This window comes from Actinomadura craniellae (assembly GCF_003289645.1).
Lineage (GTDB): Bacteria > Actinomycetota > Actinomycetes > Streptosporangiales > Streptosporangiaceae > Actinomadura_D > Actinomadura_D craniellae.
On the sequence record NZ_QLYX01000005.1, the window covers coordinates 249951 to 276772 of the forward strand.

The 26822-nt window shown below is 71.0% G+C and carries 30 protein-coding genes and 2 pseudogenes; 16 read left to right on the plus strand and 16 right to left on the minus strand.

The genetic code is table 11. The features are described from left to right. Window positions 1-6: 6 nt before the first annotated feature. Window positions 7-618, minus strand: coding sequence for a PadR family transcriptional regulator (locus DPM19_RS13410; protein ID WP_111866976.1), 612 nt, complete (start codon window positions 616-618; stop codon window positions 7-9). Between the two features lie 267 nt (window positions 619-885). Here DPM19_RS13410 and DPM19_RS35225 point away from each other — a divergent pair. The 4 genes and pseudogenes from DPM19_RS35225 to DPM19_RS13435 form a co-directional block, all read left to right on the plus strand. Next, window positions 886-1110, plus strand: a pseudogene (locus DPM19_RS35225) (DUF5318 family protein); the annotation flags it as partial. A gap of 92 nt (window positions 1111-1202) precedes the next feature. After that, window positions 1203-3746, plus strand: coding sequence for a transglycosylase domain-containing protein (locus tag DPM19_RS13425; RefSeq protein WP_158566776.1), 2544 nt, complete (start codon window positions 1203-1205; stop codon window positions 3744-3746). Window positions 3747-3800: 54 nt separating this feature from the next. Beyond that, a complete protein-coding gene (locus tag DPM19_RS13430; RefSeq protein ID WP_111866984.1) occupies window positions 3801-5234 on the plus strand; it encodes a glycosyltransferase family 87 protein in 1434 nt (477 codons plus the stop codon). After that, on the plus strand, window positions 5231-6388 hold the full coding sequence (locus DPM19_RS13435) for a hypothetical protein (protein ID WP_233510123.1): 1158 nt from the start codon (window positions 5231-5233) through the stop codon (window positions 6386-6388). The genes DPM19_RS13430 and DPM19_RS13435 overlap by 4 nt, the downstream gene beginning before the upstream one ends. 14 nt (window positions 6389-6402) lie before the next feature. On the opposite strand, the gene DPM19_RS13440 is transcribed toward DPM19_RS13435, so the two are convergent. The 3 genes from DPM19_RS13440 to DPM19_RS13450 are packed head-to-tail and all read right to left on the minus strand — an operon-like array spanning window position 6403 to window position 7916. Next, a complete protein-coding gene (locus DPM19_RS13440) occupies window positions 6403-6795 on the minus strand; it encodes a DUF4190 domain-containing protein (RefSeq protein WP_111866987.1) in 393 nt (130 codons plus the stop codon). A gap of 53 nt (window positions 6796-6848) precedes the next feature. Beyond that, window positions 6849-7619, minus strand: a complete 771-nt coding sequence (locus tag DPM19_RS13445; protein WP_111866990.1) for a deoxyribonuclease IV — start codon at window positions 7617-7619, stop codon at window positions 6849-6851. Between the two features lie 9 nt (window positions 7620-7628). Further along, on the minus strand, window positions 7629-7916 hold the full coding sequence (locus DPM19_RS13450) for a hypothetical protein (protein ID WP_111866992.1): 288 nt from the start codon (window positions 7914-7916) through the stop codon (window positions 7629-7631). A gap of 154 nt (window positions 7917-8070) precedes the next feature. On the opposite strand from DPM19_RS13450, the gene DPM19_RS35700 reads away from it, so the two are divergent. The 6 genes from DPM19_RS35700 (at window position 8071) to DPM19_RS13480 (ending at window position 10974) form a co-directional block, all read left to right on the plus strand. Beyond that, complete coding sequence (locus DPM19_RS35700; RefSeq protein ID WP_199485063.1) at window positions 8071-8238, plus strand: hypothetical protein; 168 nt, start codon at window positions 8071-8073, stop codon at window positions 8236-8238. A 118-nt stretch (window positions 8239-8356) separates the two neighbouring features. Further along, complete coding sequence (rpsF, locus tag DPM19_RS13460) at window positions 8357-8647, plus strand: 30S ribosomal protein S6 (protein ID WP_111866998.1); 291 nt, start codon at window positions 8357-8359, stop codon at window positions 8645-8647. A gap of 46 nt (window positions 8648-8693) precedes the next feature. Next, complete coding sequence (locus DPM19_RS13465; RefSeq protein ID WP_111867000.1) at window positions 8694-9245, plus strand: single-stranded DNA-binding protein; 552 nt, start codon at window positions 8694-8696, stop codon at window positions 9243-9245. A 54-nt stretch (window positions 9246-9299) separates the two neighbouring features. Next, the gene (gene rpsR / locus DPM19_RS13470; RefSeq protein WP_111867003.1) at window positions 9300-9536 is read left to right on the plus strand and encodes a 30S ribosomal protein S18; all 237 of its coding nucleotides are present in this window, start codon (window positions 9300-9302) and stop codon (window positions 9534-9536) included. Window positions 9537-9553: 17 nt separating this feature from the next. Further along, window positions 9554-10000 carry a 50S ribosomal protein L9 gene (gene rplI, locus DPM19_RS13475; RefSeq protein ID WP_111867005.1) on the plus strand — a complete coding sequence of 149 codons (447 nt, stop codon included), beginning with the start codon at window positions 9554-9556 and terminating at the stop codon, window positions 9998-10000. Window positions 10001-10230: 230 nt separating this feature from the next. Further along, complete coding sequence (locus DPM19_RS13480; RefSeq protein WP_111867008.1) at window positions 10231-10974, plus strand: peptidoglycan recognition protein family protein; 744 nt, start codon at window positions 10231-10233, stop codon at window positions 10972-10974. A 64-nt stretch (window positions 10975-11038) separates the two neighbouring features. Here the strand turns inward: DPM19_RS13480 and DPM19_RS13485 are convergent, their stop codons facing one another. Then, on the minus strand, window positions 11039-11227 hold the full coding sequence (locus DPM19_RS13485; protein ID WP_111867011.1) for a hypothetical protein: 189 nt from the start codon (window positions 11225-11227) through the stop codon (window positions 11039-11041). A gap of 119 nt (window positions 11228-11346) precedes the next feature. Further along, entirely contained in the window at window positions 11347-12690 is a 1344-nt protein-coding gene (locus DPM19_RS13490) for an MATE family efflux transporter (protein ID WP_111867014.1), read from the minus strand. 353 nt (window positions 12691-13043) lie between these two features. Between DPM19_RS13490 and dnaB the strand changes: the two genes are divergently transcribed. Next, entirely contained in the window at window positions 13044-14399 is a 1356-nt protein-coding gene (dnaB, locus tag DPM19_RS13495; RefSeq protein ID WP_267900877.1) for a replicative DNA helicase, read from the plus strand. Window positions 14400-14549: 150 nt separating this feature from the next. Next, window positions 14550-15749, plus strand: a complete 1200-nt coding sequence (locus DPM19_RS13500) for a cytochrome P450 family protein (RefSeq protein WP_111867019.1) — start codon at window positions 14550-14552, stop codon at window positions 15747-15749. Between the two features lie 60 nt (window positions 15750-15809). Here DPM19_RS13500 and DPM19_RS13505 read toward each other — a convergent pair whose 3' ends face one another. The 3 genes from DPM19_RS13505 to DPM19_RS13515 form a co-directional block, all read right to left on the minus strand. Next, window positions 15810-16652 (minus strand): poly(ethylene terephthalate) hydrolase family protein, encoded by an 843-nt coding sequence (locus DPM19_RS13505; protein WP_111867022.1) that lies wholly within the window; start codon window positions 16650-16652, stop codon window positions 15810-15812. A 186-nt stretch (window positions 16653-16838) separates the two neighbouring features. Beyond that, window positions 16839-17933 carry a hypothetical protein gene (locus DPM19_RS13510; protein ID WP_111867025.1) on the minus strand — a complete coding sequence of 365 codons (1095 nt, stop codon included), beginning with the start codon at window positions 17931-17933 and terminating at the stop codon, window positions 16839-16841. Window positions 17934-18024: 91 nt separating this feature from the next. After that, window positions 18025-18588 carry a helix-turn-helix domain-containing protein gene (locus tag DPM19_RS13515; RefSeq protein WP_111867492.1) on the minus strand — a complete coding sequence of 188 codons (564 nt, stop codon included), beginning with the start codon at window positions 18586-18588 and terminating at the stop codon, window positions 18025-18027. Between the two features lie 74 nt (window positions 18589-18662). Between DPM19_RS13515 and DPM19_RS13520 the strand changes: the two genes are divergently transcribed. Then, window positions 18663-19517 carry an EamA family transporter gene (locus DPM19_RS13520; protein WP_111867027.1) on the plus strand — a complete coding sequence of 285 codons (855 nt, stop codon included), beginning with the start codon at window positions 18663-18665 and terminating at the stop codon, window positions 19515-19517. On the opposite strand, the gene DPM19_RS13525 is transcribed toward DPM19_RS13520, so the two are convergent. The 7 genes and pseudogenes from DPM19_RS13525 to upp form a co-directional block, all read right to left on the minus strand. Further along, window positions 19504-20730 carry a CynX/NimT family MFS transporter gene (locus tag DPM19_RS13525; RefSeq protein ID WP_111867029.1) on the minus strand — a complete coding sequence of 409 codons (1227 nt, stop codon included), beginning with the start codon at window positions 20728-20730 and terminating at the stop codon, window positions 19504-19506. The genes DPM19_RS13520 and DPM19_RS13525 overlap by 14 nt on opposite strands. 64 nt (window positions 20731-20794) lie before the next feature. Further along, window positions 20795-21457 (minus strand): FadR/GntR family transcriptional regulator, encoded by a 663-nt coding sequence (locus DPM19_RS13530; protein WP_111867032.1) that lies wholly within the window; start codon window positions 21455-21457, stop codon window positions 20795-20797. A gap of 488 nt (window positions 21458-21945) precedes the next feature. Next, window positions 21946-23286 (minus strand): helix-turn-helix domain-containing protein, encoded by a 1341-nt coding sequence (locus DPM19_RS13535; RefSeq protein ID WP_111867034.1) that lies wholly within the window; start codon window positions 23284-23286, stop codon window positions 21946-21948. Window positions 23287-23690: 404 nt separating this feature from the next. Beyond that, window positions 23691-24188: pseudogene (locus DPM19_RS13540) on the minus strand (PH domain-containing protein); the annotation flags it as partial. Beyond that, window positions 24185-24358 carry a hypothetical protein gene (locus tag DPM19_RS35230; RefSeq protein ID WP_158566777.1) on the minus strand — a complete coding sequence of 58 codons (174 nt, stop codon included), beginning with the start codon at window positions 24356-24358 and terminating at the stop codon, window positions 24185-24187. The pseudogene DPM19_RS13540 and the gene DPM19_RS35230, both read right to left, overlap by 4 nt. Window positions 24359-24429: 71 nt before the next feature. Continuing rightward, on the minus strand, window positions 24430-24672 hold the full coding sequence (locus DPM19_RS13545; RefSeq protein WP_111867037.1) for a three-helix bundle dimerization domain-containing protein: 243 nt from the start codon (window positions 24670-24672) through the stop codon (window positions 24430-24432). A 194-nt stretch (window positions 24673-24866) separates the two neighbouring features. Continuing rightward, the gene (gene upp / locus DPM19_RS13550; protein ID WP_111867040.1) at window positions 24867-25502 is read right to left on the minus strand and encodes a uracil phosphoribosyltransferase; all 636 of its coding nucleotides are present in this window, start codon (window positions 25500-25502) and stop codon (window positions 24867-24869) included. Between the two features lie 68 nt (window positions 25503-25570). Between upp and DPM19_RS35705 the strand changes: the two genes are divergently transcribed. From DPM19_RS35705 to DPM19_RS13560, 3 genes are all read left to right on the plus strand, one after another. Continuing rightward, window positions 25571-25747, plus strand: coding sequence for a hypothetical protein (locus tag DPM19_RS35705; RefSeq protein WP_199485064.1), 177 nt, complete (start codon window positions 25571-25573; stop codon window positions 25745-25747). Between the two features lie 149 nt (window positions 25748-25896). Further along, complete coding sequence (locus DPM19_RS13555; protein ID WP_199485065.1) at window positions 25897-26382, plus strand: tRNA adenosine deaminase-associated protein; 486 nt, start codon at window positions 25897-25899, stop codon at window positions 26380-26382. Then, window positions 26379-26822, plus strand: coding sequence for a hypothetical protein (locus DPM19_RS13560; protein ID WP_233510124.1), 444 nt, complete (start codon window positions 26379-26381; stop codon window positions 26820-26822). Before DPM19_RS13555 ends, DPM19_RS13560 begins: the two co-directional genes overlap by 4 nt.

Here is a 26822-nt window from a genome sequence, read left to right on the forward strand (position 1 = left end):
CGCGCTTCAACGCGGGGTGTCGTCAGGATTGTCTGGGGATTTTTCAGAGGTTTGAGCTTGTTCCGCCCGTTCGCGGCCGATCAGCTCGTTGAGCCAGCGGACCTCGCGTTCGACGGACTCGAGCCCGTGGTTCTGTAGCTCGAGGGTGTAGCTGTCGACCCGTTCCCGGGTCCGCGCCAGCGCGGCGCGTACGTTCTCCAGCCGCTCCTCCAGCCGGCTGCGCCGGCCCTCGAGGATGCGCAGCCGCACGTCGGCCCGGGTTTGCGAGAAGAGGGCGAAGTGCACCCCGAACCCCTCGTCCTCCCAGGCCGCCGGGCCCGCCTCGGTGAGCAGCCGCTGCAGCCGCTCCTTGCCCTCGGCGGTGAGCTTGTAGACGATCTTCGACCGGCGGCTCTGCAGCGGCAGCGCCCCGTTCGGCTCCTCGGGCCGATCCTCGACGATCAGCCCCTCGGTCAGGAGCTGCTTGAGGCACGGGTAGAGGGACCCGTACGAGAACGCGCGGAACATGCCGAGCTGGGTGTTGAGCCGCTTGCGCAGCTCGTACCCGTGCAGCGGGGCCTCGTGCAGCAGGCCGAGCACGGCGAGCTCCAGCACGCCCGCGCCCTTCTTGCCGCCCATGGTTCCTCCGCCGGTCGTTCGCTCGCTCCAGATGTATCGCGCTAATGTATCGGCTCGATACATCGCAAAGATACGTAGTGTTACGCAACTTTGCAAGCGTGACGTAAGTTGACGATCGTTCTTGTAAGGCACATGAGGCAGGCGAGTACCATGGCGTGTCGATGGACAAAGGCGTCCCATCGTCCGTGGTAGGAGCCGTCCCCCGAGCGGCCCCGCCCCGGCCGGTGCGCCGGGCTCAGCGCCGAGCCCGCCGAGCGGACGCGTGAATATGGCGAATTCGGGGTCTTAGCGGTCGAAGTGTGTCAGAGTTGCGGCTGGAACCACTTGACGGTGTCAGACGTCCTCGGTCACGGACACGACCGCCTCGCAGCCAGCGGGGGAGAGACCCGGACGAGTCCCAGACGCTGCACGGCGGTCTCCCCGCTCACTCGCCTGCGCAGTACTGTCGGACGACGGACCAACGCCGTACCCCAGTTGAACGAGGTCGCGTGAGTTACCCAAGCCAGAACGGACCCCAGGGACCGGGCGGGCCCCCCAGACGCCCGCGCCCGCCCCGGGGATCCGGCGTGCCCAGTGGATCTGCGATGCCCGGTCAGCCCGGAGGACGTGTGCCCGGCCGGCCCGGCGGCCCCGGAGGCCCCCGCGGCGCGGGCGGCCCCGGCCTCCCCCCCGGCGGGCCCGGCGGGCACCGCGGCGCACCGCGCGGCGGCGTCCCCGGCGGCCGCGGCCCCGGTGTGCCCGGCAGGCGTGGCCCGGGCGGGCCCGGCGGCCCAGGGGGTCCCGGCGGTCCGGGTAGGCGTGGTCCGGGCGGGCCGGGCGGCCCCGGTGGGCCCGGTGGCCCCGGCGGGCGGCGCAGGCTCGACGACGAGGATCCGGAGAAGACCGGCTGGCGGAAGTACGTCCCCAACTGGAAGATCGTCGTCGGGGTCCTCGGCCTCGGCCTGATCAGCGTGTTCGCCCTGGTCGGCGTCGCCTACGCGCAGACCCCGGTGCCCGACAAGCCGACGGTCAAGGGCGTCCAGGACCAGGCGTCGATCTTCTACTACGCCGACGGCAAGCGGGAGATCGGCCGGATCGGCATGCGGCGCGAGATCGTCGACATCTCGAAGATCCCGCCGTACGCGCAGGACGCCGTGCTCGCCGCGGAGAACCGCAGCTTCCGCACCGACCCCGGCTTCTCGCCCAAGGCCATCACCCGGGCGGCGTGGAACAACATGACCGGCGGCGCCAAGCAGGGTGGCTCGACCATCACCCAGCAGCTCGCCAAGAACTACTACTCCGACATCAACAACCGCACGATGAAGCGGAAGTTCCAGGAGCTGTTCATCTCCGTCAAGCTCGAGGACGAGATGGACAAGAGCCAGATCCTGGAGCTGTACCTCAACACGATCTACTACGGCCGGAACACCTACGGCATCCAGGCCGCGGCGCGCGAGTACTTCGGGGTCACCGACATCTCGAAGATCAAGAAGGACCAGGCCGCGCTGCTGGCCGGCATCATCCAGAACCCCAACCGCGACCCGGGCGACCCGAAGAACCTGGCGTGGGCCACCGAGCGCTACCAGTACGTCCTCAACGGCCTGGTCACCATGGGCAAGATGACCGAGACCGAGGCCGCCCAGTACAAGCAGCAGCTCCCCAAGCTCAGGAAGCGCAGCGCCGACAACGTCTACGCCGGCCAGAAGGGCTACATGCTCCGCCGCGCGGTGCTGGAGCTGGAGCGCCAGGGCATCACGGAGCAGGACATCTCCACCATGGGCCTGCGCGTCCACACCACCTTCAACGCCGAGATGATGGTCGCGGCGAAGAACGCGGTCGAGAAGACCATCCCCGCGCTCAACCCGCAGAAGATCACCAAGAAGATCGAGTTCGGTCTGGTGGCGGTCGAGCCCGGCACCGGCAAGGTGCGCGCCATCTACGGCGGGCGCGACTACCTCAAGGACCAGTTCGACAACGTCTGGGCTTCCCAGGTGCAGTCCGGTTCGACCTTCAAGCCCTACGTGCTCGCCACCGCCCTCAAGGAGGGGCACAGCCTCAGATCGCTCACCGACGGCGGCACCCCCCGCTACTTCCTCGGTCCCGAGGCCAAGACCTCGCCACCGGGCTTCAAGGTGCGCAACGGCGGTAACTACGGCGTGGTCGACCTCGTCAAGGCGACCCAGATGTCGATCAACACCTCCTACGTGCAGACGGCCCTCCAGGTCGGCCTGCCGGACGTGATCAAGACGGCCGGCTCGCTGGGCGTCGCCGAGGACCAGCTCGAACCCGACAAGGACAAGGCCGGTCTGGCCCTGGGCCAGTCGAGCATCCGCCCGGTCGAGCAGGCGGCGGGCTACGCCGGGTTCGCGGCGGGCGGCCGGTACTACCAGCCCCGGGTGCTGGAGAAGGTGCTCAAGAGCGACAACAAGACCCGCTACAAGACGCTCAAGTACACCAACCGCGCGGCCCTGTCGCCCGACATCGCCGCCGACGTGACCTACGCGCTGCAGTCGGTCGTCAAGCCCGGCGGCACCGGCGCCGCCGCGGCGCTGGCCGACGGCCGCCCCGTCGCCGGCAAGACCGGTACCACCAACGACAACGTGGCGAGCTGGTTCTCCGGCTACGTACCGCAGCTGTCCGCCACGGTCAGCATGTGGAACGTCGATCGGAAGACGATGTTCGTGCCCGGCTACGGCGCGGTGACCGGTGGTGCGGTGCCCGCCCGGATCTGGAAGGCGTTCATGGACCCCGCCACGCGGGGCATGGAGGTCAAGCAGTTCCCGCCGCCCGCCAACGTCGGCCAGCAGACCAAGTGGGTCACCCCCAAGCCCACCCCGACGCCGTCCGCCTCGCAGACCCCCAACTGCCGGCCGAACCGGCCCGACTGGGCGCAGCCGCCCGAGTGCCGTGACGAGCCGCGCCCGGGCGACGACAACCAGAACAAGCCGTGCGAGCGGCCCAACCAGCAGGACTGCAACCCGAACCTGCCGCCGACGGACCCCGACGCGCTGGAGCAGTGGTGCCGGTTCCGGCCGTTCCACCAGGCCTGCCGGGACGAGGAGAGCCCGGGCCCGGGCGAGCCACCACGCCCCAACAACCGAACCAATACAGTCCAGACATATGACTATGGGCGCCTCGACGACGACTGACGGCCCCGACGTGTCGCATCGACCCGCCCGGACGAAGGTCTAGTCTGACGACCCATGTCACAGCAGTCACCGGAAGCGAAAGTCCTGGAAGAGCCCGGTCCCCGCCGCACCGCGTCACCGTGGTCGGCGGGGCTGGTGGCGTCGCTGTCGGGAGCGACCCTGCTGGTCGGCCTGCTCGGCTTCCTGCAGAAGCTGCCCTGCCAGAACGCCCGGTTCGACTTCGTCAGGACGGTCACCCACGGCTGCTACACCGACATCTACCCGCTGTACTACGGGCGGGAGCTGAACCAGGGCAAGATCCCGTACTTCGACCGGCTGGCCGACCCGATGGGGTACGTGGAGTACCCCGTGCTGAGCGGCTGGTTCATGCAAGGCGTGGCCTGGCTGATCCGCCCGTTCGGCGCCGACGACGGGGGTCTGGCGTTCTACCTGGTCACCGTGCTGATCCTGGCGCTGCTCGCCGTCCCGGCGGTGCTGGCGACGGTCTACACGGCCGGGCGGCACGGCCGCCGGGCCGGGCTGATGGTCGCGCTCTCCCCCGGCCTGCTGCTGGCCGCGTACATCAACTGGGACCTGCTCGCCGTCGCGCTGACCGCGCTGGCGCTGGCCGCCTGGTCGCGCCGCCGCCCGGCACTCGCCGGGGCGCTGCTGGGCCTGGCGATCGCGGCCAAGTTCTACCCGGTGGTCCTCCTCGGCCCGTTCCTGCTGCTGTGCGTCCGCGCCGGGCAGTGGCGGGCGCTGGGCCGGCTGCTGGGCGGCACCGCCGCCACCTGGCTGCTCATCAACCTGCCGGTGATGCTCTTCGCCTGGACCGGCTGGGGCCGGTTCTACGAGTTCAGCAAGGAACGCGGCGTCGACTGGGGCTCGGTCTTCTTCTACCTGATGAACCACGGGATGCCGTCGGTGGCGGACGTCGACCGGCTCAACCTGATCGGCCAGGGCTCGTTCGCGCTGCTCTGCCTCCTGATCGCGGTGCTGGCGCTGGCCGCCCCGCGCCGCCCCCGGCTGCCGCAACTGCTGTTCCTGGTGCTGGCCGCCTTCATGCTGACCAACAAGGTCTGGTCGCCGCAGTACGTGCTGTGGCTGCTGCCGCTGGCCGTCCTGGCCCGCCCCAAACTGCCCGCCTTCCTGGTCTGGCAGGCCGGTGAGGTCATCTACTTCTTCGGCATCTGGTGGTACCTGCTGTCGGTCACCCAGCAGGTCGACGGCGCCGACCTCGGGACGACGCTGTCGGCACTGCGCTCGTTCGACGTGCCGGACGACGGGATCAGCGTCGACGTCTACCACCTGGCGCTGTTCGCCCGCTTCCTCACCGTGCTGCTGCTGGTGACCCTGGTGGTCGTCGACATCCTGCGGCCCGCCGGCGACCTCGTCCGCGCCGACGGCACCGACGACCCGGCCGGCGGGGTCCTCGACGAGGCGCCCGACCGGTGGAGCCTGGGCCGGCTGCGCGCCCGCCGGCCCCGCCCCGCCGCGGTCACCGGATGAGACCTCCCGTCCGGGACCGCCTCGCCCTGGCGGTCCGGCCGGTGGTGCGCCGGGCCCGGCGGCTCTCCGCCGCCGACCGCTCCGCCCTGGAGCTCTGGCTGCTGACCAGGATGGGGGTGGCCGTCGTCGCGACGGCGGCCGCGGCGGTGCTCGTCCGCGGCAACCTCCAGGAACCCTTCCTCGACCGGTGGACGCAGTGGGACGTCGACCTGCTGATCGAGATCGCCCGGTTCGGCTACGAGGGCGACCCCAGCGAGGGGCCCGACCCGGGGCTGCCCGCGTTCTTCCCCGGCTTCCCGTTGCTGCTGCGCGCCGTGCACGTGGTGGTGCCCGACTGGCGGATCGCGGCGCTGCTGATCAGCCTGGTGGCCGGCGCGGTGGCGATGGTCGCGCTGGCCCGGCTGGGCGACCACGAGGGCCCGCCCGGCACCGGGGTCCGGGCGGTGGCCGCGCTGCTGCTCAGCCCGATGGCGGTGTTCCTGTTCGCCGGTTACAGCGAGGCCCTGTTCCTGGCCTGCGCGCTGCCCGCCTGGCTGCTGGCCCGGCAGGGCCGCTGGGAACTCGCGGCGCTGTGCGGGCTGGCCGCCGGGCTGGTGCGCATCACCGGACTGTTCCTGGCCGTCGCCCTGGTCGTCCTGTTCCTCACCCGGCGGCCGATCGCCTGGCGCAAGCTCCCCCACCTGGCGGTGCCGTTCCTCGGCCCGGCCGGTTACCTGGCCTACCAGTGGTGGCGGACCGGCGACATGCGCGCCTGGCAGACCGCCCAGGAACGCGGCTGGGGACGCTCGCTGGTCCCGCCCTGGGAGTCGTTCCAGACCACGTGGCACTCGGCGTTCGGCCTCGACAACGACTTCACCGTCGCCTTCCGGGTGGAACTGGTGGCCGCGGCCATCGGGGTGCTGCTCACCGGCTGGCTGCTGGCCCGCCGCCGCTGGGCCGAGTCGACCTATCTGGGGCTGCAACTGGCGGCCCTGCTCGGCTCGGCCTTCTACCTGTCCATCGGCCGCGCCACCCTGCTGTGGTGGCCGCTCTGGCTGGCGATCGGAGTGCTGGGCGTCCGACGGCCCAGAACGTACCTGGCACTGCTGGCCCTGTCGGTGCCGCTCCTGGTGCTCCAGGTGGTGACCTTCACCTCGGGCGGCTGGACGGGCTGAGCGCTCGGCAGCCCTCAGTAGCCCGAGGTCGAGGTGGTGCCGGCGCTGAGACCGATGGCGGCCAGCAGCCCGAACCAGAACAGCCAGAACAGCAGCCACCCCGCGGTGACCAGCCAGCCGGTGATGATCGCGGCGATGGCCATGCCGCCGCCCTCTTCACCCGTGCGCTTGATCTGGGAGTGCGCGATGTGCCCGAAGATGATCGCCAGCGGCGAGGTCAGCCCGCAGAACAGCAGCCCGACCAGCCCCATGATCAGCCCGATGGTCGCCATGTTGTTGGTCGGCCGGGCGTAGACGGGCCCGGGCACGGGGACGGGCGCCGGGGCCGGGTGGTAATGGTGGTGGTGCTGGGCGTAGGGATCCGCATAGGGGTCGGAGTCGTACGGCCCGTAAGGGGGCTGCGCCATGGGCTTTCCGATCGTTCGGCCGGGCGTTTCTCAGGGGGTATGACGCCGGCTTCTCAACCCAGGTTCCCCCGCAGCCAGGCGATGTCGTCGGCCTGGCCGTCCGAGGGGGTCTCCACCACCACGGGTGCGCCCGCGGCGCGGACCACCCCCAGGATCAGTTCCCGGTCGATGTGCCCGGAGCCGAGGTTGGCGTGCCGGTCGGCGCCCGACCCGAACGCGTCGCGGCTGTCGTTGCAGTGCACCAGGTCGATCCGGCCGGTGATGGCCTTGATGCGGTCGACGGCGTCGATCAGTTCCTCGCCGGCCGCGTGGGCATGGCAGGTGTCCAGGCAGAACCCCAGGTTCCGGTCGACGTCGGAGACCTCCGACAGCGTCTCCCAGAGCCGGGCGATGCGGTCGAACCGGCGGGCCATCGCGTTGTCGCCGCCCGCGGTGTTCTCGATGTAGACGGGGATCGGGCAGTCGAGGCGCTCGAAGACCTTGCGCCAGTTCTCGAAGCCGACCTCGGGGTCGTCGTTCTTCAGCACGTGCCCGCCGTGCACGATCAGCGCCTTGGCGCCGATCGACGCGGCGGCCTCCAGTTGCTGGGCGAGGATCTTGCGGCTGGGGATGCGGACCCGGTTGTTGGACGTCGCCACGTTGATCACGTAGGGGGCGTGGACGTACACGTCCACCCCGGCCTCGGCCACCGCCGCGGCCTCCGCCGGGATGACGGGCTGCTTCCAGCCCTGCGGGTCACCGAGGAAGAACTGGACCACCTCCGCCTCGCGGGCGCGGGCGGCGCCGAGCGGATCGGTCTGGTCGACGTGGGCTCCGATGCGCATGCGTCGAGATTACGGGACGAAGCCGCCGTTGCTCAGCGCGAAGGCGAATCCGACGAACGCGGCCACCAGCCCGATGACGTTGAAGAACCGCTCGCCGGTGGTGTCGGACACCATCTGGGAGTACAGCGCCAGCGGCATCCCGATCAGCCCGGCGACGGCGCCGAGGAGGTGCGTCGCCGGGATGACGCCGAGCACCAGGGCGACCATGCCGACGCACAGCGTGGTGACGGAGAGCGGGTCTTGGAGCGGATGCCGCCTGCCGTCGGTGTCGAGCATGCGCCTGAGCAGCTGAGTCATTGCGATATCCCCCGATCTATCCCCGATCCGTCTGGTGCGGTGCTTCCCGGTGACGCCACCCTCAACCACCCCTGCCTGCCGGGGAATGTCGGCGCCCGCCGCTAGTGTTTCGAACATGGCTTCGAAATCTGGCGCCATGCGGAAGGTGGGCGAGATGAGAACGAGTGAGCTCGAGACCATCGGCGATGCCGAGCTCGTCGAGGAGCTCTCGGTGCTGACGACACAGACGGCGCGGATGCGCGCCCGGATGTCCGACATCATCGAAGAGCTCGACCGTCGGCGGAATCACACAACGAACTCGCATGTCGTCAAGTCTTGGTAGCCTGTTGCGGTCGCGCGGCCCCCTGTCAACCGATGACGGCGGGCGCGCCGAGACGCACAAGCCCTCCTGCCACGGAGAGACCGTGGCCGCACCAGTCCAGAGGAGGTAGGGACACAGCATGCGTCGTTACGAAGTCATGGTGATCCTCGATCCCGCACTCGAGGAGCGCGCCATCACCCCGTCGCTCGACCAGTTCCTGACGGTCGTGAAGGGCGACGGCGGCAGTGTCGAGAAGGTCGACGTCTGGGGCCGCCGGCGCCTGGCGTACGACATCCAGAAGAAGAGCGAAGGCATCTACGCGGTCGTCGATCTCACGGCTGAGCCCGCCACGGTCAAGGAACTCGACCGGCAGCTCAACCTGAGCGAGTCCGTGCTGCGTACGAAGGTCATCCGTCCCGAGGTCCACTGAGCCCGAGCACATCCCGGGCCGAAGACAGTAAGCCGGAGCGAGCCCCATGGCAGGCGACACCCAGATCACTCTCGTCGGCAACCTCGTCGAGGACCCCAACCTGCGCTTCACGAGCAGCGGCCAGGCGGTGGCGAGCTTCCGCATGGCCTCCACGCCGCGGCACTTCGATCGCCAGGCCGGGGAATGGAAGGACGGCGAAGCCCTCTTCCTGACCTGCAACGTCTGGCGGCAGGCGGCCGAGAACGTGGCCGAGAGCCTGCAGCGCGGTATGCGGGTGATCGTCCAGGGGCGTCTCAAGCAGCGGTCGTACGAGACCCGCGAGGGTGAGAAGCGCACCGTGTACGAGGTCGAGGTCGACGAGGTCGGCCCGTCGCTCCGCAGCGCCACCGCCAAGGTCAACAAGACCCAGCGGCAGGGCGGGGGCGGCGGCGGTGGCTTCGGCGGCGGAGACGGCGGCGGCTACTCCGGAGGCGGCGGCGGGGGGCGCGGCGGCTACGGCGGCGGCCCGTCCGGCGGCGGTTCCGGCGGGGGCGCCCCGGCCGACGACCCCTGGGCCACCGGTGGCGGCGGCGGATTCTCCGACGACCCGCCCTTCTAATTTCCCACTGACCATTCCCGCTCAGGCGGGGCTCTCGCACAGAGGAGCACCACGATGGCCAAGCCGGCTGCACGCAAGCCGAAGAAGAAGGTCTGCCTGTTCTGTCAGGAAAAGATCTCCTACGTCGACTACAAGGACACCCCGCTGCTGCGGAAGTTCATCTCCGACCGCGGCAAGATCCGTGCGCGCCGGGTGACGGGCAACTGCACCCAGCACCAGCGCGACGTCGCGACCGCGATCAAGAACGCCCGTGAGGTGGCCCTGCTGCCCTACACGAGCACCGCGCGCTGAGAGAGGGGAAGGACATCATGAAGCTCATCCTCACTCAGCAGGTCTCCGGGCTCGGCGAGCCGGGCGACGTGATCGAGGTCAAGGACGGCTACGGCCGCAACTACCTCGTTCCCCGGGGGTTCGCGATCCAGTGGACCCGCGGCGCCGAGAAGCAGATCGAGTCCATCAAGAAGGCCCGGGCCGCGCGTGAGATCGCGACCCTGGAGCAGGCCCAGGAGGTCGCGGGCCGGCTCAAGTCGCTCAAGGTGACGCTGCGCACCCGCGCGGGTGACAGCGGTCGCCTGTTCGGCTCGGTCACCGCCGCCGACATCGCCGGTGCGGTGCAGGGCGCGGGCGGCCCCGACCTCGACAAGCGTCGTATCGAGGTCGGCAACCCGATCAAGACGATCGGTTCGCACCGGGTCTCGGTGCGGCTGCACCCCGAGGTCAGCGCCACCATCGACCTCAACGTGCTCGCCTCCTAGGCGACGCATTCAGCGCCGAAACGGCCGGGCCCCACGGGGCCCGGCCGTTTCGCGTTTGCTGGGCCACGGAAATCCCAGGCAGTGACCCTCTTCAAGCAGGTCATGCTGGCCGCCCGGCCGTTTCGCGTGCGCCGGGCCACGGAAATCCCTGCGATGAAACGCCCGCGGGTCGTTGGCGTTCCGTACCTTCAACACTACGGTCCGTAACTGACCGTAGTGGAGGGGGATCCATGATCACCGACAGGGGAAGCGGGCTGACCCGGCGGGCGCTGCTCGGCGGGACGCTGGGCGCGGGGCTGAGCACGGCCGTCCTTCCCGGGCCGCGGGCGCGGGCGGCGAGCAGGCCGCTCGCCTGGCCCAGGGTGCACGCCCGGTACGAATGGCGGGCGACGGGCCCGCGCGCCCGGCCGCAGGTCCTCGACGAGTGCCCGGACCGGATCGTCGTCCATCACACCGCGACGGCCAACAGCGAGGACTACTCGGTGGAACACGCCTACGCCCTGTCCCGGTCGATCCAGCGGTTCCACATGCGCAAGCAGGGTTGGGACGACATCGGCGAGCACCTCACCATCAGCCGGGGCGGGTACGTGATGGAGGGCCGCCAGCGCAGCCTCGCGGCCATCTTGACCCGCCGGCACGTGGTGGGGGCGCACACCCGCAGCCACAACCACCACACGGTCGGCATCGAGACCGAGGGCACCTACATGCGGGCGGCGGTGCCCGACCCGTTGTGGTCCTCGCTGGTCGTCACCTGCGCCTGGCTCTGCACCGTGTACGGGCTGGACCCGGAACGGGCCATCGCCGGGCACCGTGACTTCAACGCCACCAACTGTCCGGGTGACGTGCTCTACGACCTGCTGCCCGAACTGCGCCGGGCCGTCGCCGCCCGGATGCCGGTGCCGCCGCTGGAGCCCTACCCGCCGATCGAGGCCCCGGAGCCCGACCTGCCCGAGGAGCCGGACCCCGAGGAGTGACACCGGGAGGAGGCACGCGTCCCCGCCCGGCTCCGGCGGGGCGGGGACGTGAGCGGGAGGAATGTCAGCACTCGGGCGGGGAGTAGCGGGTGCGGCGGCGGGCGATCTCGGGATCGATGCCCTCCACCAGGGACCAGATGCCGGCGACGCGTTCCACCAGCGTCTCCGGAGACAGCCCGACCAGACCGTCGGCCGCCAGGTCGTCGATCGCCTGGGTCAGCCGGGCCAGCCGCTCACCATGAGTGGAACACATGTTCGAATCCTAGCGGAGTCGGGGTAGCATTCGAGCAGAGTTTCGAACATCTCCTTGTGGGGCTCCTGGTGTCTGGCAGCACATGCGACCACGTCTCCGCCGCCGAACACCGGCGGCGGTCAGGCGCGCACGGCCCCCGTGACGAGCCAGGCCGAGCCCCGGGCGCGGCGCCCCAGCGTGACCAGGCGCACGACCATCCACAGCCCGATCGCCAGCCACAGGCCGACCAGCCCACCGCCCACCCCGTGGGCCAGCAGCGCCGCGGGCACGAAGACCCCGGTGCCGAGCAGGGTGGTGACCGCGAGGTAGCGCATGTCCCCGGCGCCGATCAGTACCCCGTCCAGCACGAAGACCACCCCGGCGACGGGTTGGAGCGCCGCGACGACCAGCAGCGTGCCGAGCAGCGCCGAGCGCACCGCGGGGTCCTCGGTGAACAGGCCGGGCAGCCACGGCCGCACGGCCAGCAGGAGCAGCGCGAACAGCACTCCGCCGGCCACGCCCCACTGCACCATCCGCCGGGTGACCCGGCGGGCGCCGGCGGCGTCGCCCGCGCCGAGATACCGGCCGGTGATCGCCTGCCCGGCGATCGCGACGGCGTCGTGCCCCATCGCCAGCAGCGTCCACACCAGGAAGCCCACCTGGTAGGCCGCGATCTGCGCGTCCCCCATCCGGGCGGCCAGCGCGGTCCCGACGATGAGGACGACGCGCAGCGCCAGCGTGCGGACCAGCAGGTGCGCTCCCGCCGTGGCGGCGGCCCGCAGCCCGGCCAGATCCGGTCTGATCAGCGCGTGGTGCCGCCGGGCACCGCGCAGCACCACCGCCACGTACACCGCGGCCCCGGCGTTCTGCGCGATGACCGTGCCCCAGGCCGAGCCGGCGACGCCCCAGCCGAGATGCAGCACGAAGACCACGTTGAGCACCAGGTTGAGGGCGAACGCGCCCGCCGTCACCCACAGCGGGGTGCGGGTGTCCTGCAACCCGCGCAGCACACCGGTGCCGGCGAGGATGACCAGCATGGCCGGCACGCCGAACAGGCTGATCTCCAGATAGGTCTCGGCGTACGGCGTCACCGTGGCCGAGGCGCCGAACAGGTCGATGATCCAAGGGGTGAGCGGGCGGCCCACCGCGATCAGCCCCGCCCCGATGACCAGTGCCAGCCAGAGGCCGTCGACGCCCTGCCTGACCGCCGCGCGCAGGTCGCCCGCCCCGACCTGCCGGGCCACCGCCGCGGTGGTGCCGTACGCGAGGAACACGCAGACGTAGACCAGGGTGGCCAGCGCCTGCCCGGCCACGCCGAGGCCGCCCAGCGGGGCCGTGCCGAGCCGCCCGACGATCGCCGAGTCGGCCAGCAGGAACAGCGGTTCGGCCAGCAGGGCGCCCAGCGCGGGGACCGCCAGGCGCAGGATCTCGCGGTCGTACGGGCTGCGCTCCGGCACCCGTCGCCGCAGGGCGGGGAGGACCATGACGGGGCCCGACGATACCACCGAGTAATGAACGTTCCCAGAGTTCATCCATTACTGAAGATCCACAAGTGCGACCGGTCGAACTTTCTTTCCCGCACAGCCGGTGGACGAAGTCATCGCAGGTCAGCGGGGGTGCGATCCGAGTGCTCACAGCATCGTCCACAGAGTTGTCCACAGGTCGTGCACAACCTGATCGGCGTGTTTGCACAGCCCATCCACAGGTTGTCCACAGGTCGCTTTGCGGTGGGGACGGGACGGCCCAGAGAATGTCAGACCACCCAGGTAGACCTGGGAGCCGAGGCGGTCGTACGCCGGTCCGGACCACCAAGGGCACGCGAAGATTGGGGTGTGCGGTGAGCGTTTCCGAGCTCGGGCCGCACGAGCAGGAGTTCGAGCGCACTCCGCCACACGACATGGTGGCGGAGCAGTGCGTCCTGGGCGGCATGCTGCTCTCCCAGGACGCCATCGCCGAGGTCGTCGAGACGCTGCGGACCGCCGACTTCTACCGGCCGGCCCACCAGACCATCTACGACGCCATCCTCGACCTGTACGGGCGGGGCGAGCCGGCCGACGCCGTCACCATCTCGGCCGAGCTCACCAAGCGCGGCCAGATCGGCCGGGTCGGCGGCGCCCCCTACCTGCACACGCTGATCTCCTCGGTGCCCACCGCGGCCAACGCGGCCTACTACGCCAAGATCGTCCGTGAGCGGGCCGTGCTCCGCAAGCTGGTCGAGGTCGGCACCCGCATCGCCCAGCTCGGCTACGCGGCCGAGGGCGCCGACGCCGACGAGGTCCTCGACCGCGCCCAGGCCGAGGTCCTCGCGATCGCCGAGAACCGCACCGGCGAAGACTACGTCCCGCTCAGCGAGATCATGCCCGGCGCCCTCGACGAGATCGAGGCGATCGGCAGCCGCGGCGGCCAGATGACCGGCGTCCCCACCGGCTTCACCGACCTCGACGCCCTCACCAACGGCCTGCATTCCGGACAAATGGTAATCATCGCGGCAAGGCCGGCAATTGGGAAATCTACGTTGGCCTTGGACTTCGCGCGGACGGCGGCGGTGAAGCACGGGCTGACGTCGGCGTTCTTCAGCCTGGAGATGGGGCGTAACGAGATCACCATGCGGCTGCTGTCGGCCGAGGCCCGGGTGGCGCTGCACGCCATGCGGTCGGGCACGCTGACCGACGAAGACTGGACCCGGTTGGCCCGCCGGATGAGCGAGGTCGCCGACGCGCCGCTGTTCATCGACGACTCGCCCAACATGTCGATGATGGAGATCCGGGCCAAGTGCCGGCGGCTCAAGCAGCAGCACGACCTGCGCCTGGTCATCATCGACTACCTGCAGCTGATGACCTCCGGCAAGCGGGTGGAGAGCCGCCAGGTGGAGGTCTCGGAGTTCTCCCGCTCGCTCAAGCTCCTCGCCAAGGAACTCGGCGTCCCGGTCATCGCGCTCTCCCAGCTCAACCGCGGCCCGGAACAGCGCACCGACAAGAAGCCCATGGTGTCCGATTTGAGGGAGTCCGGAAGTATTGAGCAGGATGCCGACATGGTGATCCTGCTGCACCGGGAGGACGCCTACGAGAAGGAGTCCCCCCGGGCGGGCGAGGCCGACCTGATCGTGGCCAAGCACCGGAACGGGCCGACCGCGACGGTGACAGTCGCCTTCCAGGGGCACTACAGCCGCTTCGTCGACATGGCTCCCGGCTGACCCTGACCAGGGGCGATGCGGGAAGGTCGCAAGGCTGTCCGGTCCCGGCCGGGAATCTCCCCTTGTTGCCGGCATGTCCCCTCAGGACGATGCAAGAGGCCGCCTGCGACGGCCTCCCGTAACGGCCGGCAGGGGCCCGGGAGGTAGCGCATGAGCAGTGCCCCGATGACCCTCGACACCACCGGCCGCGAGCTCTACGCGCAGGCCGATCTGTTACGCGCCGGCGGCCCGGCCGTCCCCGTCCGGCTGCCGGGTGGCCTCACCGCCTGGTCGGTCAGCCGGGGGGACGTCGTCAAGCGGCTTCTCGTCCACCCGGACATCTCCAAGGACGCCCGCAAGAGCTGGCCCGGCTACCGGCCGGGAGCCCATCCCTGGCTGACGGCCTGGGTGGACGTCGTCTCCATGTTCACCTCCGACGGCGAGGACCACCAGCGGCTCAAGAAGCTGGTCGGCGGGGCGTTCACCGCCCGCCGGATCGAGGCGATGCGGCCGGCGGTCGAGGCGATCGTCGCCGACCTGCTCGACGGGCTGGCGGCCGTGCAGCCGGGCCGGCCGGTGGATCTGCGGGCCGCGTTCAGCTACCAGGTGCCCACCCGGGTGATCTGTGACCTGTTCGGTGTCCCCGACGACCAGCGCCCCGAGATGCTCCGCGTCATCGACGCGGTGCTGGACACCGACGTGACCCTGGAGCAGGCGGAGGAGACCCGGTACGGCCTGTTCGCGGCGATGAACGCCCTGCTGGCGGTCAAGCGTGCCCGGCCCGGCGACGACATGACCAGCGTCCTGCTCGCGGCCCGGGAGGAGGGCGGGGACCGGCTCAGCGAGGACGAGCTGGTCAGCACCCTGATCCTCATGATCGGTGCGGGATCGGAGACGGCGGTCTCGCTGATCGACCACGCCGTTCACGCGATGCTGACGCACCCCGACCAGTTCGCCCGGGTGCACGCCGATCCGGCCCGCTGGGACGACGTCATCGAGGAGACCCTGCGGCTGCACTCGCCGGTCATGCATCTCCCGCTGCACTACGCGGCCGCCGACATCGACCTCGGCGAGGGCGTCACCCTGCGGAAGGGCGATCTCCTGCTGGTCGCGTACGGGGCGCACGGCCGCGACCCTGAGATCCACGAGCGGCGGGAGCGGTTCGACATCGACCGCGCCGACAAGCAGCATCTGGCGTTCGGCCACGGCATCCACTACTGCCTGGGCGCCCCGCTGGCCCGGCTGGAGGCGCGGGTGGCGCTGCCGGCCCTGTTCGCCCGGTTCCCGGACCTGCGGTGCGCCGCGGAACCGGAGCGGCGGCCGTCCTTCATCGGGAACGACTTCCTGATGTTCCCCGTGGTCGTCCGCTGAGCCGGCGGGGCGCGGCCCCGGCGGGAGAGGCCCGCCGGGGCCGCGGTCCGGGTGTGCCGGTCAGTTCAGGTTCTTCTGCTCGGTCTCCCAGTCGGGGTCGACGCACAGCCCGCAGGCCGGGCCGGCGAACTGGGCGCGGGAGGTGGTGTCGCCCTTGAGCTGCCACTTCAGCCAGTGCGCGCCGACTCGGCCGTACTCGCCGCCGTTGGGCTGGCCGTAGGTTCCGAAGTGGCCGACGTCCAGGTGGCCCATGAAGGCGGGCAGCGTGGCGGGCAGCCGGCGCCAGTCGTCGATGGCGTTGGCGTAGGCGATGTCGCTGGGGCCGCCGGTGAAGTAGGCGATCGGGGCGCGCAGCCGGGCGAGCTGGGCGTTGTCGGCGTCGCTGAGCATGCCGCTGTTCCAGATCACGGTGGTGTCGATCCGCGCGTCGCTGGAGGCGACCTCGTAGGCTTCGAGCCCGCCGCAGGACTGCCCCATCACGGCGACCTTGGTGGTGTCGATCTTGCCGTAGTACTTGCTGGTCCGGCGGGAGTTCTCGGCGATCGCCCAGTCGATGGCGTCGACGAGCATGTCGGCGTCGGTCGATCCGCTGCCGCCGGGACGGCCGTTGGCGATCACCAGGAAGCCGTGCGACGCGAGTTCCTTGAGGAAGTTCTCGAACCAGGTGCCGTCGGCGCGGCAGGCGCCGTTGCCCCAGGCCACGATGGGCAGGGTGACCCCGGCCGGAATCGTGTTGGGCCGGTAGATCGTGTGGTTGCGCAGCCTGATCGTCGTCTCGTAGTCCGCGATGTAGGGTCCGGTGCCGCCCGGGGCTGCCTGGGCGGTGGTCGGGCTGATCAGCCCGGCCAGTGCGACGGTGACCCCCACGGCCACCGCTCGGCGCATGAGACGCCTGAGCTTCATGATGCTCCTCCTCGATGGGCCCGGTGCGCGGGACCGGGCCGTGTTCGGACCATCACAAAGTGCTGTGACCTGGGTCAATGCTTCGGGTGCAGGACCGGCGATTGTGCCGACGCCGGTGCGCGGCCCCGCCGGATCGGCGAAGTCACCGGCGGGGGCCGCCCGGACGTGGGTGTTCTCCGGGGCGGGTCAGCCGCCGGCCTCGCCGGGCCGGCCGGAGCCGGTGGGGTGCGGCTGGGCGGGGCCGTGCCCGGTGGTCCGGCGGGAGCCGACCATCCAGGTGGTGCCCGCGCGGGCGGTGCCGGCGAGCCAGACGGTGCTGTCGTCCAGGGGTTGTGGGGTGTGGACCCGGGTCCAGCGTGCTCCGTCGAAGTGGGCGAGTTCACCGTGCCCGCCGCCGACCCATATGTCGTGGGGTGACAGCCCGGTGACGGTGTTGGCCGAGCCGATCGGTACCCGGACGCGCTTCCAGCCGCGGCCGTTCCAGTGCAGCACGGTGTCGCCGCCCACCGCCCAGGCGTCGGTGGCCGACAGTGCGAGTACGTCGGTGAGCGGCCGGGCGGTCGGGCAGGGGACGCGGCGCCAGGCGTGCCCGTCGTAGTGGGCGATCAGGGCTCCGCGGGCGCCCCTGCGCGGCCCGTCGAGCGCGCCGACCGCCCAGACGTCGTCGGGTGCGGCGGCGTCGGCGGCGAGCAGGCTGCCCCGGGTGCGGGCGGGGACGAGGGACGGCGGCCGGGCGTCCGCCCAGGTTCCGCCCGACCAGCGCAGGATCACCGGCCCGGCGGAGCCGTTCCCGCCGGGTGCTCCGTGGCCGACCGCCCACGCCTCGGTCTCCGCGGGCAGGACGACGCCGGTGAGCACGAATCCGCGGCCCGGTCCGACGGGCCCAGGATCGGTCCAACCGGCACCGTCCCAGTGTCGGACGAGGGGCGTCTCGGTGCCGGCGAGCCGGTCGTAGCCGCCGCCCACCGCGATGGCGGCGGCCCCGGCGCAGGCCACGCCCTGGAGCCCGGCGCCGATCAGTTCGGGCGGGGCGGGCGTTGCGGTGCCGGGCGTCCAGTCGACACCGTTCCAGTGGATCAGCAGCGGTGCGTTCCGGCGCTGCCCCACCGCCCAGGCGTCGGTGGCGGAGCGGGCGGAGACTCCGTTGAGTATGTACTGCGCGTCGGGGAGGGCGGGCGAGACGGCCCGCCACGGTGCGTCCGGGAAGCCGGCAGGGGCGGTGCCGGAAGTGGAGAGGACCATCGCGGCGCCCGTGATCCGCTGGTTCTGTAGGAGTTCCATCGCGGCGGATCATCACCCCGCTTCAGCGAACATGACTAGCCGGTTCACGTCAGGCTAACGAATCGGTACGAGTCGTACGTTCCCTTTGGGCCTAGGGGTCCATGACTGCCAGTACAAATCGGCATACTTCGGGGCCTTCATTGCAGTATGCGTGCGGCCGGTCACCGTGGAAGGCCGCGGCGGTGCCCGGCTCGACGGTGTACCGGTGCCCGTCCACGGTCAAAGTGAGCGTTCCCGTCTCGACATGGGCGATCTCGCGGGTTCCGGGCAGGTGCGCCTCGCTGGCACGCACCTCCTCCGGCTGCAGTTCCCACCGCCACAGCTCCACCGAAGGGCGCGGGTCGCTGCCCGCCAGCAGGACGCCCGTGCCGCCCGCCGGGCCGCGCCAGAGCGTTACGTGGCGGGCCGGCGGGAACAGCCGCACCGGTGGCTCCTCCTCGACCTGGACGAGGCGGGTCAGCGCTACGCCCAGCGCGTCGGCGATCCGGATGAGCGTGCCGAGGTTGGGGTTGCCGCGGCCCTGTTCCAGCGCGACGAGGACGCCTTTGCTCACGCCGGCCCGCCCGGCGAGCTGGTCCATGCTCCAACCGTGGGCGGCGCGCAGCGATCGGACCGTCCGGGCCACCGCCTCGGCCACCGGATCGGACTCATTCACCGTCATACCGTACCGTCGGTCATTTCATTGAACTATATGGTGCTTTAATATGACCGAGAGGAAGGGGCCGCCCCATGGTGACGATCTTGGCGCTGGGCGCCGCGCTCTCCTACGGCGTCGCCGACTTCCTCGGCGGAGCCGGGGCGCGCAGGATCGGCGCGCTCCGCATGCTGCTGCTCAGCCTGCCGCTGGGGTTGCTCACCCTGCTCCTGGCGGCCCTGGCCGCCGGCGGCGGGGCCACGCCCCAGGGGTTGGCCTGGGGTGCGGCGGCCGGGCTGGCGGGCGGCCTGGGGTTCATCACCTTCTACCGGGCGCTGGCGATCGGACCGATGAGCGTGATCGCGCCGGTCTCCGCGCTGACCTCGGCCGTGCTCCCCGTCGCGGTCGGCACGCTGGACGGCGAGCGGCTGAACGCCGGGGTACTCGCCGGAGTCGTGCTGTGCGTCGTCGCCATCGGGCTGGTCAGCATGGAGGGCCCGGGCGAGGAGGCGTCCCCCCGCGCGGCCGGCGGGTTCGTCATGGCCCTGCTGTCGGGCGCCGGTTTCGGGGTCTTCTTCGTGCTCCTCGAGCGAGCGGGCGACGACACCGGCCTCTGGCCGCTGGTCACCGCCCGCTCGGCCGGCTTCGCGGCGGTCCTGCTGGCCGTGCTCGCCATCCGGCTGGGCGGCCGCCGGCTGGGCGGCGGTCCCGTCACCGGCGGCGTCCTGCTGCTGGCCCTGGGTGCCGGGGTGCTCGACGCCACAGCCAACGCGCTGTACTTCGTCGCGGTGCACGCGGGAATGCTCAGCCTCGCCGCGGTCCTCACCTCGCTCTACCCCGCGGTGACCGTGCTGCTGGCCCGGGTGGTGTTCAGCGAGCGGTTGCGCGCCGTCCAGCGGATCGGCCTGGCCGTGGCGGCCGCCGGAGTCGCCCTGGTCACCGCCGGCTGACGGCGGCGAGGCGCTCCACGGGACCACCCACCAGTTCGCCCGGCCGGCCCGCCCGCCACCCGCACAGCGCCTGCGGCAGCACGAGTACCGCGAGCGCGACGAGCGGGACCTCCCACCCCCCGGTGGCGTCGTGCAGCGCGCCGAAGGTGAACGGCCCGAGCGCGGCCAGCAGGTAGCCGACGCCCTGGGCCAGCCCGGCCAGCCCGGCGGCCGCCAGCGGCGTGGCCGAGCGCAGCGAGATCAGCGTGAACACCAGGGGAAGCGCGCAGCCGGTGCCCACCCCCACGATCACCGACCAGATCCAGCCGGCTCCGGGCGCCAGCAGCATCCCGGCCAGCCCGATGCCCGGCAGCAGGCAGACGAGGACCGCCGGCAGGCGCTGGTCCTGCACGCGCGCCAGCAGCACCGGGACCACTATCCCGGCCGGGATGCCGAGCAGCAGGATGACCGAGAGCATCATCCCGCTGGTGGCCGGGGAGTGCCCGTTGTCCTGCATGATCGCCGGCAGCCAGGTCATGAGCGAGTAGAACATGAGCGACTGCAGCCCCATAAAACCGGTGATCGCCCAGGCCAGCGGGGTGCGCAGGAGCGACCCGCCGGGTACCGTTCTCGCGGCCGCCGGGACGGTGGCTCCGCGCCGCCACCGGACGGCGAGCGGGGCCCAGATCGCGGCGGCGACCAGCGCCGGGACCGCCCACACCCCCGTCGCCAGCCGCCAGGTGCCCAGCTCCGCCAGCGGTACCGCCAGCCCCGTCGCCAGGGCCGCGCCGACCGCCAGCAGCATCATCACCAGCCCGGTGAACAGCCCGATCCGCTGCGGGAAGACGTCCTTGACGACGTAGGGGGCGACGACGTTCCCGACGGCGATGCCGATGCCCGCCAGGGCGGTGCCGGCGAAGAGCGCCGGCACGGTCGGAAGCAGCCGCACCCCGACCCCCACCGCGATCAGCAGCAGCGCCCCGGCGAGTACCGTTTCGGCGCCCAGCCGCCGGGCCAGGCGCGGTGCGATCAGGGCGAACACCCCCAGGCAGAGCACCGGCAGGGTGGCCAGCAGGCCGACCCCGGCGCTCGGCAGGCCGAACTGGCCCTGCACGTCTTCGAGGACCGGGGCGATCGAAGTCAGTGCGGCCCGCAGGTTGAGGCCCAGGAGCACCAGCCCCGCCGCCGTCCAGAACAGGGAGGCAGAACCGGTACGCGCTTGGTCGGAACTCATGAATCGCTTTCGTCGGGCACGACCCGGACGCCGGTGGACGCCGGGAAGAAGAGGAGAACGGGAGTCACGCGTCCGGCGAGGACGGCTCCCGTACCCCCAGGCACGCGAGGGTGGCCTGCGCCGCGGCTTCGCCGTCACCGGCCCGGATCGCCGTGGCGATGTCGGCATGGGCGGCGTCGGCGTGCTCCGGGTCCACCCGCTCGGCGATGCTGGCCCGTAGCGCGGCGCTGAAGTCGTGGTAGAGGTCGATCAGCACGCGGTTGTGCGTCGCCGCCACGATCGCGGCGTGGAAGGCCAGATCGGCCTCGACGTAGGCGTTCTCGTCACCCGCCTCGTGCCGGCGGAGCAGCGCGTCGTCGATGACCGTGACGTCTTCGGGGGTGCGTCGGGCGGCGGCCAGCTTGGCGGCCTCCACCTCCAGCGCGCGGCGCACCTCCAGGATCTCGTGCAACTCCGCGGTGCGCAGCCGCCGCCTGACCGCTCCGGACAGCTCGCTTGTGGCGCGCACATAGGTGCCGTCGCCCTGCCGGCATTCCAGCAGCCCGGCATGGGTGAGGGCGCGGACGGCCTCGCGGACCGTGTTGCGTCCCACCCCCAGGCTGTCGGACAGCACCGGCTCGGCGGGGATCTTTTCGCCCACGGGCCAGGTCCCCGAGGAGATCTCGTTCTTCAACTGCTCGATGACCTGATCGACCAGAGAGGCGCGACGAGCCGTGTGCAGAGTCAAAATGCCCCTTATGGAGTGAGGATCCTAGGGTGAGCCAATCATCCTATGTCTCCATGTTAGGACGCTTTGGCTCCGGGGCATGTTCCCGATCAAGGCTGGGCGCCGGCCACCGGCGCCGCACACCGCCCCGGCCACGCCGGCCGTGACCATCCCCGCACGGCACTCGCTACCCGGGCCGCCCGTCGCCCGGCTCGGCCGTACCGGGCCCCTGCTCCATCCCGTTCGACGAGGCCGTCCGGATCACTCGACCAGCGCGCCGGGCGCAGCCATCCCGAGGCGTGCCGCCTGCACCTGCGCGGACCGCTCCACGAACCCCCTCGGCTCAGACGGCACCGGTGGCGCCTGCACCTCGCTCGTCCGCCGCACGAATCACTCGTCCCGCATGGGCCGCTTCGTGCATTCCTTCGGCACCGGTGGCGCCTGGGCCTCGCTCGTCCGCCCGCGCGGACCACTCGTCCCGCACGGGCCGCTTCGCGTGCTCCTTCGGCTCAGGCGGTGACGTCGCAGGCCGCCCGGCGGGGCCGGGCGGCGGGACGCAGCCCGGCCGCCTCCAGGGCGCGCCGGTACGCCACGGTCGCCCCCGTGCCGTCGCCCGCCGCCTCGTACAGCTCGCCGAGCTCACGGAAGACGTGTGCGGCCGACCGGCTGTCGGCCAGGGCGTCGAGCCGCCCGGCCAGCGAGCGCAGCACGGTCAGCGCCGCCTCCTGGTCGTCCTGTGCCAGCCGGGCCTGGGCCAGCACCAGCCGGGCCTGGATGAACCGCAGGTCGGAGCCGGGGCCCGCCCCGTTCGGCTCGCTCAGCGCGTCCACGGCACCGATCGCCTGTTCGGGTTCGCCCAGCAGCACCAGGGCGCGTGCCGTCTCCAGCGCGCATTCGACGGAGTCCGCTCCGGTCAGCTCGGGGGCGGCCTTGCGCAGCAGGGCCAGGGCCTGCGCGGCGGCGGGGGAGTCGGTGGCGGTGTAGGAGGGAACGCCGCGCAGCAGCGCCCGGGCACCAGCCAGCTGAAGCTGGGCCTCGATGCGGGTGCTGCGCCCCTGGAAGCCCACCGAGATGGCCCGGTCGGCGAAGAAGAACGCGTCGCCCACCGCCCCGTGCAGCAGGGCCTCCTCGCTGGCGCTCTGGTACGCGGCGGCGACGGTGACGGAGTCGGGCTCGTCGTCCTGGAACAGCCGCCGGCCCAGCTCGTGGGCGCGTTCGGAGTCGGAGCGCTCCGTGTAGGCCAGCAGCAGGATCCGGCCGGTCTCGGCGTACTCGGCCCCCATGTGCAGCCCGAACTCCGCCAGCCGGTCGAGCGCGCGCTCGGCCAGCGAGATCGACTGCCCCAGATCGCCGACCGAGTGGTAGCAGCGGGCCAGCGCGATCACCACGGGAAGCCAACTGGTCCGGGTGGGGTCGCGTTCGGCCTGCTCGCGCACGTCCTCGTAGAGCGAGATCGCGGCCTCGGTGCGGTGCAACGCCTCCAGCGACCGGGCCCGGCCCCACCGGGCGCGGCCGATGAGCTCGGCGTCGTCGCTGCGTGCGAGGACGTCGTCGAAGGCGGCCAGCGCGGCCTCCGCATCGTCGATGATCAGGGAGAACCGGGCATGGCGCTCGCGCACCTCCAGATGCGCGCGCTGCTCGGGCTCGATGCCCTCGGCCAGGTACTCGGGGGTACAGCCCAGCCGTTCGGCCAGCAACCTGAGGACCGCCGGCGTGGGGGTGCGCTTACCGGACTCGATCAACGAAATGTAGCTGTCAGAGAGGTCATGGCCGGCGAGTTGCGCCTGCGACAGGCGTCTCGTGAGCCGCAGGTTGCGGACTCGTTCACCGACATTGCCTGGACCCGGCATGTGGACTCACTTAACGAAAGTAATCAGGCTGCAGAGGTGCCGACATGATTGCACGTGATGGGCCGAAGCACATCGTTAGTAACCCAACCAACATGGACAGGGCGGTGTCGCAGGCCATGCTCGTCCGGTTACAGCACGTCCCAGTCGTCGTCGCGGCGGCTCCGTCCCGGATCGGCGCCGTCGGGCCCCTCGTCGGCCCCGCTCTCGCGGGCGCCCACGAGTTCGCCGCGCAGCCGCTCCATCTCGTCACGCAGCTCACGAAGTTCGGTGCGCAGCCGGTCGGCGACCGTCGGGTCGGACTCGGTGTCGAGCCGCCCCTGCATCTCGCGCAGCTCTCCCAGGACTTCGCCCAGCTGGACCTTGACGCCCTCGACCGGGTCGGGCGGGGGCGGCGCCGGCTTCGCCTTGGCCGGAAAGATCATCTCACAGACTTCGACGTACAACTGGTCGGGATACGGGAGGTAGTCGACGGTACGGAATGCCTGGTCCTGACCGGCGGATTCCAGGACGAACTCGCCGTAGCCCAGCAACCGGCCCGCGATCGACCGCTGGTAGCTCATGTCGGTGACCTTGGCCAGCGGCATCATCGCCACGTTACGGGTGATGATGCCGGTGGTAAGGATCATGCGCTGGTTGGTGATGACGAAGTAGTCGACCGACCAGTCGGCGACCTGCCACACGAACCAGGCCAGCAACGCCAGCCAACCCCACCAGATCACGTTCCCGGCGCCCTCGGTCGCGTTGGCGAGGACGCCCGCCAGGATGAGGCCGCCGAGCACCAGCCCCACCGGCAGCATCAGGATGGCCGGGTGTCGCCGGACCGTGATGACCTGGCTCTCGCCCGGAAGGAGGTACTTGTTGACCGATGCCGGGGCGGAGTCGCCAGGGGTGACGAGCCTCATCCGAGCTCACCGACACGTCGGGCCGGCGACCCGCCGGCGAAGGAGAGGGCACCGCCGGTCTGCGCGGCGTCGTCCGGTGAGTTCAGCAGATAAAACGCCACAAAGGCTTCGGCAGCCCATGTGGCGTACTTCTTAGTGGGCACGACTGCCTCCCGGAGCGCGGTGTCCACAGACCCCAGGACAGTTCTACACGAGAGGCTACCCTCGGTAAAGCGACCGGAAGGCGGGTCGCGCCCCAGGGTCAGGGCGAGTGGCCGAGCTTGATCTGCTGCCGCCGCTCCGCGGCGACCATCGCCAGCACCTGGAGGTGCCGGCGAGCGATGCGTTCCACCAGATCAGGAGTGGTCGAACCGATGACGTCCTCGGCACCGTGCCGGGCCGCGGCCACGCAGCGTGACACCGTTTCGGCGGAATGCACCCCCGTGAACTCCGCGATGAGGCGTTCGCCGACCTCGTGGTAACCAGGCAGCTCGTGGTGAGCCATGATGCTCCTCGAACCTCGCTCACGCGCCCCTAGAGGTGTGGACGGGCCGGCCCGCCGAACAAGAGGCGGGGCGGGACCGTCCGCCCCCGCTGGCTCCCCCTTGGCCAGGGCGACGGAGGGGAACGCACGCGTTCCGTGCCCCCCTACTACCCTCCGTGACCAGGCGGTGAACATCCGCCAGAACTAAAGATCGTTCAGACGACGCCGTACAACCGGTCGCCCGCGTCCCCCAGCCCCGGCACGATGAACCCGTGCTCGTTCAGGTGCGAGTCGACCGCCGCGGTGACCACCCTGATCGGCGCCGCGGAATCGAGGGTCTCCTCCAGGAACCGCAGCCCCTCAGGCGCGGCCAGCAGGCACAGCGCGGTCACGTCCCGCGCCCCCCGGTCCAGCAACAACTTGATCGCCGCCGCCAGGGTGCCGCCCGTGGCCAGCATGGGATCGAGGACGTAGCACTGCCGGCCCGACAGGTCGTCCGGCAGGCGGGTCGCGTACGTCTGGGCCTGCAGGGTGCCCTCGTCCCGGATCATGCCGAGGAAGCCGACCTCCGCGGTCGGCAACAGCCGCGTCATGCCGTCGAGCATCCCCAACCCGGCCCGCAGGATGGGCACCACGAGCGGCTTGGGATTGGCGAGCTGCACACCCTGGGCGGGCTCCACCGGCGTCTCCACCGTGGCCGGGGCGACCCGCACGTCCCGGGTGGCCTCATACGCCAGGAGGGTGACCAACTCGTCGGCCAGCCGGCGGAACGTGGGCGAATCGGTGCGCACGTCGCGCAGAGTGGTGAGCTTGTGCGCCACGAGAGGATGGTCCACGGCCAGGGTCTGCATGCCGCTCACCGTAGCGAATCGGGTGAACAGGTGAATACCACGGGACCAGGCCGGGCACCATGGGCTCTATGAGTTCCGACGGCGAGCTGACACCGGAAGAACAGCGCGACCGCCTGCGCAGGCGCGCCGCCTTCCTACGGGAGCTCGCGGAAGCGCGCGAACTGCGCCGGCGGGTCACCCCCTGGCGATCCCGGCGCGAGCAGCTCCACGCCGTGCTGCGACGGCGCACCTTCCGCTCCGGCTGACCCCTCCCCCGGACGTGCTCTTCGTCACCCCGGGCACCCCCACACGCCCGCGAGCTCGTGCGTCCCGCCGCGAGTTTGCCGGTGCGGTGCGCGGGGAGGTGCGGCATCTGCGACCATTCCCAGGCGAGAACCATGCCGATGGGGTGATGATGACCGACCTGAGCGCGACGGACTTCGCCGTCGTGGTGTATCGGGAAGACGAAAGCTGGGAGACCGAGGTGCTCCCAGTCGCGCTGACCGAAGACCTGACGGGACTGATCCATGCGCTGCGCCAGCAGCCCAGCATCGCCGGCACCATCGGACTGGTGTCGGTGGGCGACGACTTCTTCGTAGCGATCAGGCTGCTCGGCGACGAGGAAATGGTCTTCCTGTCGGACGTCACCGCGTCCGTCGACTGGCCGCTCGCCCAGCAAGTCCTCGACTACCTCGACATCCCCGTCCCCGACGACGAGGACCTCGACCAAGTGCTCCCCGTCGGCGACATGTCGATCTTCGCTGATCTGGGGCTGGACGAGATGGAACTCGGCGCGATCTCCGGAGACCTCGACCTCTACCCCGACGAAATGCTCCTCAGCATCGCCGGACGGCTCGGATTCGCCCAACCCTTCGAAAGAGCACTCGACACGCTCGGGTGAACCTGCGCGAGAATAAGAAGGTGTCTAACTTCGCCGCGATCTTCGCCCGTACCGCCGAGGGCTGGCTGGGCGTCGAAGCCGAACTCGCCGACGTGGAAGCCGTCGACGACGTCACCGACCTGATGCGCGAAGCCGCCGTCGAAACCCTCGGCGAACCCGTGCTGCTGCTCGTAGAAGAAAACGAAGACTGGTTCGCCGTGCTCCGACTCGACGGAGACGGCGACCCCCAGGTGTACCTATCCGGCACCGGAGAAGAAGGGCTGGCCACCCTCATCGACCAACTCTCCGCCGGAGAAACCACCACCGACATCCTCTCCGACATGGGCCTAGCCGCCGAAGAACTCGAACACCTCGGCGAACGCGCCCTCCCCGAAGACGCCCTCGCCACCGTCGCCGAACGCGTCGGCTTCGCCGAAGAACTCGACCGCCTCCGCACCTGA